We start from the raw sequence: 14,897 nt of genomic DNA on the forward strand, positions 1-14,897 counted from the left end.
GCGGTAGCTAACTTCTGGTAAGGGCATACCTGGAGGTAAGCTCATGACATGACGGAAGGCGCGCAGCACAGGCGGGTCGAGACCGGCAAGCGGTATGACGTGTTTCACACCGACTGCCTGGCGCGGGACGTGGTCGACCACGTGACCAGCAGGTGGGGCGTCTGGGTGCTGATCTCCCTGCGCCACAACGACCTCCGGTTCTACGAGCTGCGCGAGAGCATCCAGGGCATCAGCGAGAAGATGCTGGCCCAGACCCTGCGCGCGCTGGTCGAGGACGGCCTGGTCTGGCGAAAGGTCGAGCCGACGACGCCGCCGCAGGTCACGTACGGGCTGACCGAGTTCGGCCGGGACGTCGGCGAGCCGCTGACGGAGCTGTTCGACCGGATCACCCGGCGGCTGTCGGCGCTCGACACCGCCTAGCCTCCGCTGTCAGTGGTGTCGGGCACCATGTCCCCACCGAGATAGGCACCGAGATACGCACCGAGGACGCTGCGAGTGGGCGGAGGGCCTGCATGGGTGACGGCGGACGACGGCACATCGGGGCGGCCGAGCGGCGGGAGCGGCTGGCCCTGCGACAGCGGCTGGCCGGGGCCGCGCGGGCGGCAGAACCGGAGGAGGTCGCCGGATCACTGGTCGCGCTGCACGGCACCGACCCGGCGACGGTGTACCTGGCCGTGGGCGCGCGGCTGGCCGACGCGGCGAAGACCGTGGGCGCGACCGAGCGGGCGCTGTACGAGGACGGCTCCCTGGTCCGGATGCACGGCATGCGGCACACCGTCTTCGTGTTCCCGAGGGAACTGACCGCGGTGGTGCACGCCTCGACCGGACTCACGGTCGCCGCGCGGGAGCGGGCCGCGCTGATCAAGAGCATGGCGGACGCCGGAGCCCCGGACGCGGCCTGGCTCGCGGAGGTCGAGGAGTCGGCGCTGGCCGCGCTGGCCCGGCGCGGCCAGGCGACGGCCGCCGAGCTTGCCCGGGACGAGCCGCGCCTGAAGGAGCAGTTCGTCTACGCCGCCGGGAAGAGCTACGAGGGCGTGCACACCGTCTCCACCCGGCTGCTGAAGGTGCTGGGTGTGGAGGGCAAGGTCGTACGGGGCCGGCCCCTGGGCTCGTGGACGTCCAGCCAGTTCCGCTGGGCGCCGGCGCCCGACCATCCCGAGCTGGACGCGGGCGAGGCGCAGGCGGAGCTGCTGCGGAGGTGGCTGACCGCGTGCGGGCCGGCCACCGAGGACGACCTGAAGTGGTGGACGGGATGGCGGGTGACCGAGGTGCGCCGGGCGCTGGCCGCGATCGGCGCGGAGGCGGTGTCGCTGGACGAGGGCACCGGGTACGTCGTCGCCGGGGACGCCGGTGACTCGGGTTCGGTGACCGGGGTGACGGAGCCGTGGGCGGCGCTGCTGCCCGCCCTCGACCCGACGGCGATGGGCTGGCGGCACCGGGACTGGTACCTCGCCCCCGAGCTGCGGCCGGTGCTCTTCGACCGCAGCGGGAACGTCGGGCCGACGGTGTGGTGGAACGGCCGCGTCGTCGGCGGCTGGGCCCAGCGGGCCGACGGCCGGATCGTCTGGCGGGTCCTGGACGGCGAGGGCACCGGCCGTGCGGCCGAGGCCGCGATCGCCGCGGAGGCGGAGCGGCTGGCGTCCTGGGTGGGGACGACGCGGGTGACTCCGCGGTTCCGGACGCCCCTGGAGCGGGAGTTGTCGGCGTGAACAGCCGGTCAGCGGCGCCGGGCACCCCGCGAGACGAACGGCACCCGGCGCCACCGCTTCACCGCGAGTACCGCATCAACGCCCGCACCATGTGGCACGTGGTGTCCGACGGCGGGTGGACGCCGATGGTCAGCGCGGCGCTCCGTATCCTCTCGTTGCGCGCCTGGTCGGCCAGGTAGACGCCGGAGTCGAGCAGGGCGATGGCGAGCCGCATCGCCTTGAGCCGGCGGTTGTGCGTGATGTACCACTCGCGGGGACGGCCCGCCGGCAGCGGACGCTTCTCCACGGGCTCGTAGGGCAGGTCGAGCAGGACGGGCCGCTTGGCGGTGGACTGGGTGGGCAACGGCTTCGGCTTCAGTGCGGCAGCGGGCACGGGCATCCTCCTGTCGCGGTCAGGGCGCCGTCCGGACCTCCCGGCGACACCCTCGAACACTGCTTCCATTTTACCGCCCACCACTGACAAAAGCCCCTGGCCACAAGGGCTTTCGGGGGTGCTGTGACGCACGGGGTGAACGAGTTTCCGCACCCCTCGGGCTACCGTGTGCGGCATGGAGATCTGGATCAACCCGGCCTGCTCGAAGTGCCGCAGCGCGATCAGCCTGCTCGACGCGGAGGGCGCCGACTACACCGTCCGCCGCTACCTGGAGGACGTCCCGAGCGAGGACGAGATCCGGGAGGTGCTCACCCGGCTGGGCCTCGAACCCTGGGACATCACCCGCACCCAGGAGGCCGCCGCGAAGGAACTGGGCATGAAGGACTGGCCCCGCGACGAGGCGTCACGCGACCGGTGGGTCACGGCACTCGCCGGGCACCCGAAGCTGATCCAGCGTCCGATCATCACGGCGGACGACGGAACGGCCGTCGTGGGCCGCACGGACGAGGCGGTCCGGGACGCCCTGTCCCGGTAGGGCGCGCAGATCCTCGCGCGTAGGGGGCGTCCTCGCTGAGCAACTCCGTTCGGTATTCCGTACATAGCGGCGTACGCTCCCCTACCTCTTCAGGAGGCGCGCATGTCGCGCAGGAGAACTCTCGGTACGAAGAAGAAGATCGCACTCCTGGTCAGTGCCGCGACGGTGGCGGGCGGTGGGGCCTTCGTGATGGCGAACGCCTCGAACGCCGCACAGACCGACCAGAACGCGCGGACCAGGGCGGCCCAGGACTCCTCCGTCTGCCAGGGTCTGGCCACCGCGCTGGGCAACAACCAGCGTTTCATCGAGGGCCAGCGGGCCGATCCCGACGCGCAGTCGGAGGCCAGGATCGCCAACCGCGAGGCCGTCATCGCGGAGATCGAGCGCAAGCAGGAGGCGTCCGGGTGCGCGGTCGGGGAGTCGGCTCAGGGCTCCCAGTCCGCACAGCCGCCGCAGGACGGCCAGGAAGCCGGGCAGGCCGCCGGTGAGCAGGTGTGCAACGGCTCCACCGTCACCCTCTCCGGCGAGGGCGGCGCTCCCGCCGCGTCCAGCAACCAGTTCCCCGTGGGCACCCGGCTCAAGGTGACCAACCTCGACAACGCCAAGTCCACGACGGTGGAGGTCTCCTCGGTGTCGGGCAGCTGCGTGCTGCTCAACAACGCGGCGTTCGAGCAGGTCCGGGAGGAGGGCAAGTTCCTGATCCGGCGGGCGCTGATCGAGAAGGTCGGGTGAGATCCGGTCACGGACAGGCCGGCGACCGTGCGGGGGTGGCGGTCGCCGGCCGGGGGCGGTGAGAAACGCGCCACACCGCACCCGGGTAACACGGGGTTCACAAACGGGCAACGGACGGGAAATCGCCGGTTGGCACGCTGCACGGCAGTAGGAGCGGCGCACCGGTGCCGCAGCGCCGCAGCACCCGCAGTGCGCCCAGACCCACCCCGAAGGATGTGTCCCCGTGACCTTCAAGGCCGAGTACATCTGGATCGACGGCACCGAGCCGACGGCCAAGCTCCGTTCCAAGACGAAGATCATCACGGATGCCCCCGCGGGCGTGGACGCCCTGCCGATCTGGGGTTTCGACGGCTCCTCCACCAACCAGGCCGAGGGCAGCTCCTCGGACTGCGTGCTCAAGCCGGTCTTCTCCTGCCCCGACCCGATCCGCGGCGGCGACGACATCCTGGTGCTGTGCGAGGTCCTCGACACGGACATGGCGCCGCACCCGAGCAACACCCGCGCCGCGCTGGCCGAGGTCGCCGGGCGGTTCGCCGCGCAGGAGCCGATCTTCGGCATCGAGCAGGAGTACACCTTCTTCAAGGGCGCCCGCCCGCTCGGCTTCCCCGAGGGCGGCTTCCCGGCCGCGCAGGGCGGCTACTACTGCGGTGTCGGCTCGGACGAGATCTTCGGCCGCGACGTCGTCGAGGCCCACCTGGAGAACTGCCTGAAGGCCGGTCTCGGCATCTCCGGCATCAACGCCGAGGTGATGCCGGGCCAGTGGGAGTTCCAGGTCGGCCCGCTGTCCCCGCTGGAGGTCTCCGACCAGCTGTGGGTGGCCCGCTGGCTGCTCTACCGCACCGCCGAGGACTTCGAGGTCTCCGCGACCCTGGACCCCAAGCCGGTCAAGGGCGACTGGAACGGCGCGGGCGCGCACACCAACTTCTCCACCAAGGCGATGCGCGAAGGACCTGAGGGGTATGCGGCGATCATCACCGCCTGCGAGTCGCTCGGTGAGGGCTCCAAGCCGATGGACCACGTCAAGAACTACGGCGCCGGCATCGACGACCGCCTGACCGGCCTGCACGAGACCGCCCCGTGGAACGAGTACTCCTACGGCGTCTCGGACCGCGGCGCCTCGGTGCGCATCCCGTGGCAGGTCGAGAAGGACGGCAAGGGCTACATCGAGGACCGCCGTCCCAACGCCAACGTCGACCCGTACGTGGTGACCCGCCTGCTCGTGGACACCTGCTGCGCGGCGCTGGAGAAGGCCGGTCAGGTCTGATCCGGCCGCCGACCGCCTGAAGGGGGCGTCCACCGCGACGGTGGGCGCCTCTTCGCGCTGCCCGCGACCGTTCGGTGGTCGCGTTGTCAGTGGTGCGTGGCACTGTGGGGGCATGGAGATCGACGGGGACCTCGCCATCAGGGCCGAGACGGAGAACTGGCAGACGCACGCCCGGATTCCGGCGTCCCGGCTGCGTGAGCTGGTGGCGCGGATCGGGGGCACCGGCGACCGGTTCCTGGTCGTCCAGCGGATACCGGACATCCCGGACGTGTTCGTGCAGGTGTGGCACGAGGAGGGCGGGAACTACCGGCTGGAGCACCGGGCCGCCGGGCACCAGTTCTTCGGAACGGACCTCGACGACCCCGACCGGGTGGCGGACCTCATGACCGGCTGGGCGCGACAGGAGCCAGGCTGGGACACCGGCGTCGACTGGGCCCCGATCGACCTGGGGCCGGAGGAGGAGGTTCCCGAACTGCCGGACGAGGTGCGCGAGGACGTCGAGCGGCTGCTGCGGGAGCGGCTGCGCTGCGGGTACGACAGCCGGAAGGCCCTGGTCGAGATCGCCGAGGAGTACCGGGCCGCGGACGCCGAGGACGAGCGGCCGGTGTCCAGGGCCCAGGCCTGGCAGCTGGTGGACCGGCTGTGGCTGGAGCGGCTGGCGCAGCAGGAGGAGTGGGGCGACGAGACCACCGACCCCGACCGGCTCACCCGCGTCTTCGGGACGCTGGACGCGGCCGGCGTCACCGCCCGGGAGAACTTCACCTGCTGCCGCAACTGCGGCATGTCCGAGATAGGCGCGGAGCGCGAGGGGGCGCGCGGCTTCGTCTTCTTCCACCGGCAGAGCACCGAGGCCGCGGCCGAGGGATACGGAGTGACCCTCCACTACGGCGGTTTCGACGGCTCCGAGGAGACCACCACCGCGGTCGGGCACGAGGTCGTGGCGGCCTTCACGGCCGCCGGGCTGTCCACGGAGTGGAACGGCGATCCGGGCAGAGCCATCACCGTCACGCCCCTGGACTGGCGCAGACGCCTGGTGGGGTGACCGGTACGGCGTCGGCTTCGTGCCACGGTCCGTGTCCCGTGGCCCCTTCCCGACGAACCTCTCGCGCGAAGAGCTTACGTCTCATGGCGCCCCCCGTTCCCTGACCACCGTCACCCTCGACTCCCCCGAGCCGGCGGACATCGCCGGCGGACGATCCAGACCGTGCGGTGCGTCGGCTACACGTACGCGCCGCCCACCGGAGGCCGAGCTCTGCCCTCGGCAGAAAGGCGTTCCCCGGACGGTCTCCGGCGGGCACAGTGGCCGGCATGAGGCTACTGGTGCTGGGCGGTACGGAGTTCGTGGGGCGGGCCGTGGTGGAGGGTGCGCTCGGGCGCGGCTGGGAGGTGACCGTCCTGCACCGCGGACGGCACGCCCCGCCGCCCGGGGTGCGCGCGCTGCACGGCGACCGCACCGCACCGGACGGGCTCGCCGCCCTGGCCGGCGACGGCACGTGGGACGCCGTCGTCGACACCTGGTCGGCGGCGCCCCGCGCGGTGCGGGACTCGGCGCGGCTGCTGCGGGACCGCGCCGCGCGGTACGTGTACGTGTCGAGCTGCTCGGTGTACGCCTGGGCGCCGCCCGCCGGGTACACCGAGGACGCCCCGCTGGTCGAGGGCGCCTCGGCGGACGCCGGGCAGAGCGACTACGCGCGCGACAAGCGGGGTGCCGAGCTGGCCGTCCTGGACGCCTTCGGCGCGGACCGTTCGGTGCTCGTCCGGTCCGGGCTGATCCTCGGCCCGTACGAGAACATCGGGCGGCTGCCGTGGTGGCTGAACCGCGTCGCGCGCGGCGGCCCGGTGCTCGCGCCGGGCCCGCGCGACCTCCCCCTCCAGTACATCGACGTACGCGACCTCGCCGACTGGGTCCTCGGGGCGGTGGAGCGGGAGCTGAGCGGGCCGTACAACCTGGTCTCCCCGCCGGGGCACACCACCATGGGCGCCCTGCTCGAAGCCTGCGTGAGGGCCACGGGCGGCGCGGCCGAGCTGCGCTGGACCGCCCCGGACGCCGTCCTGGCCGCCGGAATCGCACCGTGGACGCAGCTGCCCGTGTGGACACCGCCCGGCAGCGACCTGCACGAGGCGCTGCACACGGCCGACGTCTCCCGGGCCCTGGCCACCGGCCTGAGCTGCCGCCCGGCCGACGACACGGTCACCGACACCTGGACCTGGCTGCGGAGCATCGGCGGCACGGCTCCGCGGCGCCCGGACCGGCCGCCGGTCGGCCTGGACCCGGAGACGGAGGCGAAGCTGCTCGCGGCGGACGGGGGCTGAGACCGCACGTCTCGGGCGCCCCCGGCACGGGCGGGCCCGTCCCGCACCGAGGTGTACCTGGCAACACCCCGGACCAGGGGGGTCGGCCCCGTGACCGGGTCCGTCGGCTCGGCCAGACTGACGGCATGGACATCGAGACGAAGAACGACGGCCGCGGGACCCGGCCGAACCGGACGCGGACCATGGCCCTGTCGGCCGTGCGGGGACTGGCGCTGACCTTCATCACCCTGCCCGGCGCGGTGCTCTGCTTCTGCCTGACCCTGGTGTCCATCGCGCTGATCCCGATCGGGATCGGCATCGTCACCACGCCGTGGGTGCTGACCGGCGTGCGGATGTTCGCGGACTGGCGGCGGGTGCTCGCCGCCGAATGGGGCGGGGTGCGGATCCAGCGGGCGTACCGGCCGATGCCCGAGGGCGCCAACCCGTGGGCGCGCACTTTCGGGATGCTCGCCGACCCGGCGACCTGGCGGGACTTCATCTGGCTCCCGGTCGACATGACGGCGGGCTTCGTCACCGCGCTGCTGGCCGTCGCGCTGCCGGTCTACCCGCTGGAGGGGTTCGCGATCGCGGCCGGGCTGTGGCGGCTCTGGGACGACACCTACTGGTACGGCTTCGTGCCCGTCACCGACCAGACCACCGCGCTCTACGCCGCCGCCCTCGGCGCCGTCCTCCTCGCCGCCGCCGCCTGGCTCACCCCGCTCCTGCTGAAGGCCCACTTCCGGCTCACCGGCGCGGTCCTCGGCTCGGGCCAGGCCGAGCTCGCCGAGCGGGTGCGCGTGCTGACCGAGACCCGGCAGGACGCCGTCGACACCTCCGCCGCCGAACTGCGCCGCATCGAACGCGACCTGCACGACGGGGCGCAGGCCCGGCTGGTCGCCATGGGCATGGACCTCGGCACCATCGAGGCGCTGCTGGAGAAGAACCCGGCGAAGGCCCGGGAGCTGCTCGCCCAGGCCCGGCAGTCCTCCGCCGACGCCCTGACCGAGCTGCGCGAACTCGTGCGCGGCATCCACCCCCCGGTCCTCGCCGAACGCGGTCTGGGCGACGCCGTACGGGCGCTGGCGCTGCGGCTGCCCGTCACCGTGGAGACCGACGTGGAGCTGCCCGGCCGCGCGGAGGCGCCCGTGGAGTCCGCCGCGTACTTCGCCGTCAGCGAGATCCTCACCAACGCCGTCAAGCACTCCGGCGCCGACCGGATCTGGATCGACATGCACCACGCCGAGGGCCGGCTGCGCGTCAGCGTCACCGACAACGGCAAGGGCGGCGCGGTGATCGGCGCGGGGACGGGGCTGGCCGGCGTCGAGCGGCGACTCGGTACATTCGACGGCGTCCTGGCCGTCAGCTCCCCAGCGGGCGGTCCCACCATGGTCACCGTGGAGATCCCTTGCGCGTTGTCCTAGCCGAAGACCTGTTCCTGCTGCGCGACGGACTGGTCCGGCTCCTCGAGGCCCACGACTTCGAGATCGCCGCGGCCGTCGAGACCGGCCCCGAGCTGTCCCGCGCGCTGGCCGAGCTGGAGCCCGACGTCGCCGTCGTCGACGTACGCCTGCCGCCCACGCTCACCGACGAGGGGTTGCAGTGCGCCCTGGAGGCCCGGCGCAAGCGGCCGGGGCTGCCGGTGCTGGTCCTGTCCCAGCACGTGGAGCAGCTGTACGCGCGCGAACTGCTCGCCGACGGCACCGGCGGGGTCGGGTACCTGCTCAAGGACCGGGTGTTCGACGCGGAGCAGTTCGTGGACGCCGTACGGCGGGTGGCGGCGGGCGGTACCGCGATGGACCCGCAGGTCATCCAGCAGCTGCTCAGCCGGCGGGCGGCGGCGGACCGGCCGCTGGAGCGGCTCACGCCCCGGGAGCTGGAGGTGCTGGAGCTGATGGCGCAGGGCCGGACCAACGCGGCGATCGCCGGGAAACTGGTCGTCACGGAGCGGGCGATCGCGAAGCACACGGCGAACATCTTCGCCAAGCTGAGCCTCGAGGTCTCCGACGACGACAACCGGCGTGTACTGGCGGTTCTGGCCTATCTGGACCGCGGTCACTGACCTCATCCGCCGCACAGGACCCATCAGTTCCGCAGACGACTGAACACCCCTGGGACGGCCTCCGTATGGAAGGGAGCCGCTTCACTCCTGTCGGGCGCCCTCGATGCCCCGCAAGGAAGTCAAAGAGGAGTTCCATGGGACGCAACACGAGAAAACGCCGTACGCCGCTGGCCACCAAGGTCGTAGCCGGGGCGGCGGCCCTGGCGGTCGGCGGGGGCGGGCTGGTCTGGGCCAACTTCTACGCCTCGGCGCACGAGGAGAATCCGGCGCACAACCGGACGAGGTCGGCCGCGGCGCAGGTCGCGACGATCGACTGTCCCGACGTCGGCCAGGAGCTGTCCGACGTGCCGGACCGCGCGCGGGGGGAGGTCGACGGCGAGCTGGCCACGATGGACAGCCAGATCACCGAGGCCTACAAGCGCCTCGCCACCACGCGGCGCGCGCAGGCGGGTGACCCGCGGTTCGTCGAGAACACCATCCTCGGACCGCTCAAGGACCGGCGGAAGGCGATCATCGACCGGATCCAGCTGGAGATCAACCGGGCCGGCGGCCGGGCCGACGACGACCTGGACCGCCTGGCCGGCTGCCAGGGACAGCCCGCGGAACAGCCGCAGAACGGCGACGGCCAGAACGACGGCGGCCAGAACGGCGACGGTCAGAACGGGGACGGCCAGGGCCAGGACGACGGTCAGAACCAGGACGACAACGGCAACGGCGCCGCGGGCCCGGTCGCCGACGACTTCATCGACATCAACGACGTCGAGCCGGACTCCCGCGACAGCGAGAACGGTCTGGCCGCCGACGGCGACGGCGGTTCCACGGGCACCTTCACCACGGACTGCGGTGTCAACGAGAACAACCTGTTCAACAGCGACAACCTGATCGCCGCCCCCGGCGTCGACAACGGCGCGCACCACGTGCACGACTACGTCGGCAACCAGGACAACGACGCCTTCTCCAGTGACGAGGACCTGGCGAACGCCGACACCTCGTGCCAGAACCAGGGCGACAAGTCGACGTACTACTGGCCGGTGCTGCGGCTCCAGGACGGCACCGAGGAGTTCGACGCGAACGACCTGGGCGGTGGCGCGGACGGCAACGTCGGCAAGATCCTCAAGCCGGCGCAGGCCGAGCTGAAGTTCGTCGGCAACAAGCAGAGCGACGTGGTCGCCATGCCGAAGTTCCTGCGGATCATCACCGGTGACGCCAAGTCCTTCACCAACGGCGACGCCAACGCCAACAGTTCGTGGAGCTGCACCGGCTTCGAGGACCGCCAGGTCACCGACAAGTACCCGCTCTGCCCCGACGGCAGCCAGGTGGTGCGCACGTCGAACTTCCAGAGCTGCTGGGACGGCGAGAACATCGACAGCGCCAACCACCGCGACCACATGGCCTTCGTGCAGGAGGACGGCGGCTGCCCGAACGGCTTCCAGGCCATTCCCCAGCTGCAGGTCCGCCTGGTGTACGACATCCCCACCCCGACCGTCGAGAACGGTCAGGTGCGGAACCCGTACGCCGTGGACAGCTTCCCGGAGCAGCTGCACAAGCCGATCACCGATCACAACGACTTCATCAACGTCATGGACGAGGACCTGATGAACGAGGTGGTCGACTGCATCAACAGCGGCGAGGACTGCCAGTAGTCCCTCCCCTGGCTTCCCGCCACAGCACTTACGGGGCCGGTGACGTGCAACCGTCACCGGCCCCTCGCGCGTCCCCGTCCGAGGTCAGCCGCCGTGCCCGCCGTGCCCCGCCGGATGGCTGCCGCCGCCGTGCCGGGTGCCCTGCTCCAGGGTGCCGCCGAGCCGGCCGCGCAGGTCCGCCACGACGTCCTCGTGGCCGACGGCGACCCACTTGCGGCCGACGAGGTAGTAGCCGCCGTAGTCCTTGGCCGTGTTGATCCACTCGCGCTGCCCGCGGTCGGTGGCGAAGGTGGCGAGGACGTACTTCTCGTCGCCCGTCCCGCAGAGGGCCTGGCGGATGGTGTCGGCGTCGGTCTGCATGTCGGGCTCGCACTTCACCTCGGCGGCCAGGTGCTCCAGGCTGCCGGTCGCGGTCTCGGGCACGGCCGCCTCGCCGTCCCCGTCGGAGCCGCAGCCGGTCAGCACCAGTACCGCCGCCGCGGCCGGCGCGAGCATCGGTCGGGTCAGCCTCATCTGTTCCTCCGGTCCGTTCCGGCGACATGCCGTGCGGAGCCCCCTGCGAGGGGCTCTCGCCATCGATACGGCCGCGGGGCGCGAACCATTCAGAAACCCCGGTGTCGTTCCGGGGGTACCCGTGCGAGAGTGGCGCTGTGGACCAGGACTGGGAAGACCGTGTGACCGCCGCGTGGGCGACGGCCGACGACTACGCCGAGGACGGTGCCGCCGACTTCCGCGCGGTGATCGACGCCCTCGCCGACGAGTTGCCGGCGGACAGTCCGCTCGGCCTGTTCGAGCGGGCCTGCGCCTGGGACTCCACCGGCCACTCGGACCGGGCGGTGCCGCTGTACCGCGAGGCGCTGGAGCGCGGGCTGGGCGAGGTCAGCCGCTACAAGGGGCGCCGGGCGAAGATCCAGCTCTCCAGCTCGCTGCGGAACATCGGTGAGCCGGAGGAGGGCGTCAAGCTGCTGTCGCCGGAACTGCTCGCGCCGTCGGACGAGTTGGACGACGCCGTGCGCGCCACGCTCGCCCTGTGCCTGTCGAGCATGGGCCGCGACCGAGAAGGACTGTCGCTGGCGCTCGGCGCGCTCGCGCCCCATCTGCCGCGCTACCAGCGGTCGATGGCCGCCTACGCGCGCGCCTTGGTGGAACCCGAGGACTGACCTGGGCATGGTGACCATCCACCCATTCGCTCGTTCTGCTGAACGTGCAGTCACAGGATGTCGCCCCGCGCCCCGCACCGTCCTCCGCCTCCCCGGCCGACCCGGTCGTCGACGTCGAGCAGGCCGAGGCCGCGCTCGTCGAGCACTACCCGCGCCTGGCCCGGCTCGCCTACCTGGTGCTGCCGCCGGGCCTGGGCCGGGGCCGCCGCGTCCTGTCCGCGCACTCCCTCACCCAGCGTGCCCTGCCCCGGAACCGGACGACGGCTCCCGTGATCCCGGCCCAGTCGACCGGCCGGGAGGTGGATCCCGGGTACGCGCTGGTCCGCCTCCGCGTGGTCCGTGCGGCGCTGGAGGCCGCCCGCCCGCTCAAGCGGCGTGCGTGGCCCAAGCGCTCCCAGCTGCCGCCCCTGCTGCCCCAGGTGCGCGGGCTCAAGCTCTTCCCGCGCTCCGGCGGGGCCGACGAACTCTCCCTCGACCAGCGGCTGTCCGCCCTCTCCGCGCCCGGCCGTGCGGCCTACGTCCTGCGGGGCCTGGAGCAGCTCCCCGACCCGGACGTGCGGCAGCTGCTCGAAGCCGCCGGGGTCGCCGACGCGGACGCCGCGCTGCGGGAGGCCGACGAGGTACCCGCGCAGTACACGCTGCTCACCTCCTCCGAGTACGACCCCTGCTCGCTGCAGGCCCGGCCGACCGACCTGATGCGCCGCCGCCAGCACACGCGGGCGGCGCTGGTCGCCGGGGCGGCCCTGGTGGTGTGCGGGACGCTGCTGGGCATGCCCGGCGACGGCTGGGGGCCGGACGGCGCCGCCGCCCCGTCGTACGCGCAGAACCCGGCGGCCGAGGCGGCCCTGGACCCGGCCGAGCTGACGAAGGCCGCCCCGGCCGCCTGGGAGACCTCCGCGCGCACCGACTTCTCGGTGTGGCCGGCGCGCGGCGACCTCACCGGCGACGAGGAACTGCTGCGCCGGGCCCTCGCCGTGTGGGCGCGGCCCGGCGAGAGCGTGGGCGTCTCGGCGACGCCCGGCACCCCGACCGGCGGCCCCTCCGGCCCGCCCCAGCTGCTGTACGCCGGGACCGTCGACAACGCGCGCGTGGTGATCCTGCACGACGGACTGCGCCTCGCCCGGTACGCCGAGCCGAAGGACGGCACGGCGGGCGCCGCCCTGGACTTCGCGCGCACCGACGGCGCCGGCCGGGCCGAGGCCACCGCGGTGGTCCTGGGCCGTGCCGACGGCAACGTCCGCTATCTGACGGCGCCGTGGGTGACGAAGGCCGCCGTGCGCGACCTCGCCGACCCGGACTCCGACGCCCGTGCCCTGACGCTGACCGACGGGGTGACCTCGCCGCTGGCCAGCCCGGTGCAGCGGCAGTCCGGGGCGTGTACGTCCTGGAACGTGCTGGAGCTGACCGACGGCTCGGCCACCCGGCTGGCGACCGACCTCGGCGAGCTGGTCCCGGCCCGCCTCACCACCGGCCGCCCCGGTGCGGCGAAGGACGTCTCCGGGGCCGGGGCCCGAGCCGACTGGGCGCCGTACGCGTGCTCGCTCGGCGCGGTGCGCGGACAGGGCGTGCGGTCGGTGAACGCCTGGCAGTTCGCCGCGCAGCCGCTGCCCGACGCCAGCGGCTCGGGCGACTGGGTGTGTACTCGGGCCGAGACCTGGCGGGGCGAGGGGGCCGGGGTGCTGGCGCAGTTCCGCACACCGGGCGGGGCCCAGGGCGCGGTGGCGGCGAAGGCGCAGGACGTGCCGGCGTGCGGTGAGCGCGACCCGCACGTGCTGGCCGGGGTGCTGTGGAAGTCGGAGGGCGGGCACTGGTACCTGCTCGCCGCCGGCGACCGCGACACGCGGTCGGTCGAGGCGACGGGCGGCATCAGCGACTCGGCCGAAGGCAACCTGCTGACGGCGAAGGGCGAGCAGGGCGCGCAGGCGGAGCTGAAGGGCACCCTGGACAGCGGCCGGACGATCAGCGGACTGCGGTAACCCCACCGGTACGGGCCAACGGAACACCTGTGTCTGATCCGGGCCGTTCGAAGGCTGAATTCGATCGGTAAGGTGTTCGTATGACTACCGGGGTACGCCGCAGAATGGGCGTCGAGGAACGGCGGCAGCAACTGATCGGCGTCGCCCTCGATCTGTTCAGCCGCCGCTCGCCCGACGAGGTCTCCATCGACGAGATAGCGTCGGCCGCGGGTATCTCCCGCCCGCTGGTCTACCACTACTTCCCCGGCAAACTCAGCCTGTACGAGGCCGCGTTGCAGCGGGCCGCGGACGATCTGGCGGCCCGGTTCGTGGAGCCGGCGGAAGGTCCGCTGGGCGCGCGGCTGCTGCGCGTCATGGGCCGCTACTTCGACTTCGTGGACGAGCACGGCCCCGGTTTCTCGGCGCTGATGCGCGGCGGCCCGGCGGTCGGCTCCTCGCGGACGAACGCGCTCGTGGACTCCGTACGGCAGGCCGCGTACGACCAGATCCTTTCGCATCTGGGTGTCACCGACCCGCCCGCCCGCCTGGAACTGGTCGTGCGCTCCTGGATCTCGCTGGCCGAGTCGACGGCCCTGATCTGGCTGGACGGGCGCCGCATCCCGCGCGCCGAGCTGGAGGTCCAGCTCGTGCACGACTTCGCCGCGCTGACGGCGGTGAGCGCCGCCCACGACGAGGAGATGGCCGCCCTGCTGCGCCACGTCGTCGCGAACGAGCCGGCCGACGGCCCCTTCGGGGACCTGGCCGGCCGGCTCACCTCGCTCGTGGGCTAACTCTCGAACTTCCGGTACGACGGATCGAGGTCTCGGACCTCCGCCGAGGCGTGCAGGGCGAGGCCGTCGCCCGGCTTCACGTGCTGCCGCAGCAGCTCCAGCACGGCCTCGGTCAGACGCGCCTTGGTCTCGTCCGTGCGCCCCGCGAGCAGCCCCAGGGTGACGTGCACGACGGCGTGCCCGTCGGTGTCGGGGCCGACCGTGGTGTCCTCGGCGCGGCGGAACTGCGTCTTGCACGCCGGCGGCCTGGCGGCCGCGATCTCCACGACGGCGCCGTGCAGGGCCCGCGCGAACGCGGGCCGGTCGAAGTCGTCCGCGAGCGAGGCGGAGTAGTCGACGGTGATCTGCGGCATGAGCCCTCCCGTTGCTTGAACCCTCCCCCAG

Annotated in this window: 16 protein-coding genes; 13 read left to right on the forward strand and 3 right to left on the reverse strand. The window is 72.7% G+C overall.

Annotated features, from left to right (window positions below; genetic code table 11):
- Window positions 1-48: 48 nt before the first annotated feature.
- The gene (locus tag AMK11_RS02185; RefSeq protein WP_073722283.1) at window positions 49-420 is read left to right on the forward strand and encodes a winged helix-turn-helix transcriptional regulator; all 372 of its coding nucleotides are present in this window, start codon (window positions 49-51) and stop codon (window positions 418-420) included.
- 92 nt (window positions 421-512) lie between these two features.
- Window positions 513-1,709, forward strand: coding sequence for a winged helix DNA-binding domain-containing protein (locus AMK11_RS02190; protein WP_073722285.1), 1,197 nt, complete (start codon window positions 513-515; stop codon window positions 1,707-1,709).
- Between the two features lie 58 nt (window positions 1,710-1,767).
- On the opposite strand, the gene AMK11_RS02195 is transcribed toward AMK11_RS02190, so the two are convergent.
- Entirely contained in the window at window positions 1,768-2,082 is a 315-nt protein-coding gene (locus AMK11_RS02195; protein WP_073723868.1) for a hypothetical protein, read from the reverse strand.
- Window positions 2,083-2,257: 175 nt separating this feature from the next.
- Here AMK11_RS02195 and AMK11_RS02200 point away from each other — a divergent pair, with 175 nt between their 5' ends.
- The 8 genes from AMK11_RS02200 (at window position 2,258) to AMK11_RS02235 (ending at window position 10,607) form a co-directional block, all read left to right on the forward strand.
- A complete protein-coding gene (locus AMK11_RS02200; protein WP_073722287.1) occupies window positions 2,258-2,617 on the forward strand; it encodes an arsenate reductase family protein in 360 nt (119 codons plus the stop codon).
- Window positions 2,618-2,719: 102 nt separating this feature from the next.
- Complete coding sequence (locus AMK11_RS02205) at window positions 2,720-3,349, forward strand: hypothetical protein (RefSeq protein WP_073722289.1); 630 nt, start codon at window positions 2,720-2,722, stop codon at window positions 3,347-3,349.
- A gap of 223 nt (window positions 3,350-3,572) precedes the next feature.
- Complete coding sequence (gene glnII / locus AMK11_RS02210; protein ID WP_073722291.1) at window positions 3,573-4,613, forward strand: glutamine synthetase; 1,041 nt, start codon at window positions 3,573-3,575, stop codon at window positions 4,611-4,613.
- A gap of 112 nt (window positions 4,614-4,725) precedes the next feature.
- A complete protein-coding gene (locus AMK11_RS02215; protein ID WP_073722293.1) occupies window positions 4,726-5,655 on the forward strand; it encodes a DUF6891 domain-containing protein in 930 nt (309 codons plus the stop codon).
- A 266-nt stretch (window positions 5,656-5,921) separates the two neighbouring features.
- The gene (locus AMK11_RS02220) at window positions 5,922-6,926 is read left to right on the forward strand and encodes an SDR family oxidoreductase (RefSeq protein WP_073722295.1); all 1,005 of its coding nucleotides are present in this window, start codon (window positions 5,922-5,924) and stop codon (window positions 6,924-6,926) included.
- 125 nt (window positions 6,927-7,051) lie between these two features.
- Window positions 7,052-8,326 (forward strand): sensor histidine kinase, encoded by a 1,275-nt coding sequence (locus AMK11_RS02225; RefSeq protein ID WP_073722297.1) that lies wholly within the window; start codon window positions 7,052-7,054, stop codon window positions 8,324-8,326.
- The gene (locus AMK11_RS02230; protein WP_073722299.1) at window positions 8,311-8,964 is read left to right on the forward strand and encodes a LuxR C-terminal-related transcriptional regulator; all 654 of its coding nucleotides are present in this window, start codon (window positions 8,311-8,313) and stop codon (window positions 8,962-8,964) included. The genes AMK11_RS02225 and AMK11_RS02230 overlap by 16 nt, the downstream gene beginning before the upstream one ends.
- Before the next feature lie 134 nt (window positions 8,965-9,098).
- Entirely contained in the window at window positions 9,099-10,607 is a 1,509-nt protein-coding gene (locus AMK11_RS02235; protein WP_073722301.1) for a DUF1996 domain-containing protein, read from the forward strand.
- 84 nt (window positions 10,608-10,691) lie between these two features.
- Here the strand turns inward: AMK11_RS02235 and AMK11_RS02240 are convergent, their stop codons facing one another.
- On the reverse strand, window positions 10,692-11,120 hold the full coding sequence (locus AMK11_RS02240) for a hypothetical protein (protein ID WP_073722303.1): 429 nt from the start codon (window positions 11,118-11,120) through the stop codon (window positions 10,692-10,694).
- Between the two features lie 161 nt (window positions 11,121-11,281).
- On the opposite strand from AMK11_RS02240, the gene AMK11_RS02245 reads away from it, so the two are divergent.
- The 3 genes from AMK11_RS02245 (at window position 11,282) to AMK11_RS02255 (ending at window position 14,513) form a co-directional block, all read left to right on the forward strand.
- Window positions 11,282-11,767: a tetratricopeptide repeat protein gene (locus AMK11_RS02245; protein ID WP_241846881.1), complete on the forward strand. Its 486-nt coding sequence runs from the start codon at window positions 11,282-11,284 to the stop codon at window positions 11,765-11,767.
- Window positions 11,768-11,811: 44 nt separating this feature from the next.
- Window positions 11,812-13,743: a hypothetical protein gene (locus AMK11_RS02250; RefSeq protein WP_073722307.1), complete on the forward strand. Its 1,932-nt coding sequence runs from the start codon at window positions 11,812-11,814 to the stop codon at window positions 13,741-13,743.
- A gap of 80 nt (window positions 13,744-13,823) precedes the next feature.
- Window positions 13,824-14,513 carry a TetR/AcrR family transcriptional regulator gene (locus AMK11_RS02255; protein ID WP_073722309.1) on the forward strand — a complete coding sequence of 230 codons (690 nt, stop codon included), beginning with the start codon at window positions 13,824-13,826 and terminating at the stop codon, window positions 14,511-14,513.
- Here AMK11_RS02255 and AMK11_RS02260 read toward each other — a convergent pair.
- Window positions 14,510-14,866 carry a 5-carboxymethyl-2-hydroxymuconate Delta-isomerase gene (locus AMK11_RS02260; RefSeq protein ID WP_073722311.1) on the reverse strand — a complete coding sequence of 119 codons (357 nt, stop codon included), beginning with the start codon at window positions 14,864-14,866 and terminating at the stop codon, window positions 14,510-14,512. The genes AMK11_RS02255 and AMK11_RS02260 overlap by 4 nt on opposite strands.
- Between the last annotated feature and the right edge of the window lie 31 nt (window positions 14,867-14,897).

This window comes from Streptomyces sp. CB02414, assembly GCF_001905385.1.
Classification (GTDB): Bacteria; Actinomycetota; Actinomycetes; order Streptomycetales; family Streptomycetaceae; genus Streptomyces.

What these genes read in the sequence shown, in the direction of transcription:
- AMK11_RS02255 (WP_073722309.1), top strand. Translation starts at nt 13,824, where the DNA reads ATGACTACCGGGGTACGCCGCAGAATGGGCGTCGAGGAACGGCGGCAG.
- AMK11_RS02205 (WP_073722289.1), top strand. Translation starts at nt 2,720, where the DNA reads ATGTCGCGCAGGAGAACTCTCGGTACGAAGAAGAAGATCGCACTCCTG.
- AMK11_RS02235 (WP_073722301.1), top strand. Translation starts at nt 9,099, where the DNA reads ATGGGACGCAACACGAGAAAACGCCGTACGCCGCTGGCCACCAAGGTC.
- AMK11_RS02185 (WP_073722283.1), top strand. Translation starts at nt 49, where the DNA reads ATGACGGAAGGCGCGCAGCACAGGCGGGTCGAGACCGGCAAGCGGTAT.
- AMK11_RS02220 (WP_073722295.1), top strand. Translation starts at nt 5,922, where the DNA reads ATGAGGCTACTGGTGCTGGGCGGTACGGAGTTCGTGGGGCGGGCCGTG.
- AMK11_RS02225 (WP_073722297.1), top strand. Translation starts at nt 7,052, where the DNA reads ATGGACATCGAGACGAAGAACGACGGCCGCGGGACCCGGCCGAACCGG.
- AMK11_RS02240 (WP_073722303.1), bottom strand. Translation starts at nt 11,120, where the DNA reads ATGAGGCTGACCCGACCGATGCTCGCGCCGGCCGCGGCGGCGGTACTG.
- AMK11_RS02190 (WP_073722285.1), top strand. Translation starts at nt 513, where the DNA reads ATGGGTGACGGCGGACGACGGCACATCGGGGCGGCCGAGCGGCGGGAG.
- AMK11_RS02215 (WP_073722293.1), top strand. Translation starts at nt 4,726, where the DNA reads ATGGAGATCGACGGGGACCTCGCCATCAGGGCCGAGACGGAGAACTGG.
- AMK11_RS02260 (WP_073722311.1), bottom strand. Translation starts at nt 14,866, where the DNA reads ATGCCGCAGATCACCGTCGACTACTCCGCCTCGCTCGCGGACGACTTC.
- AMK11_RS02200 (WP_073722287.1), top strand. Translation starts at nt 2,258, where the DNA reads ATGGAGATCTGGATCAACCCGGCCTGCTCGAAGTGCCGCAGCGCGATC.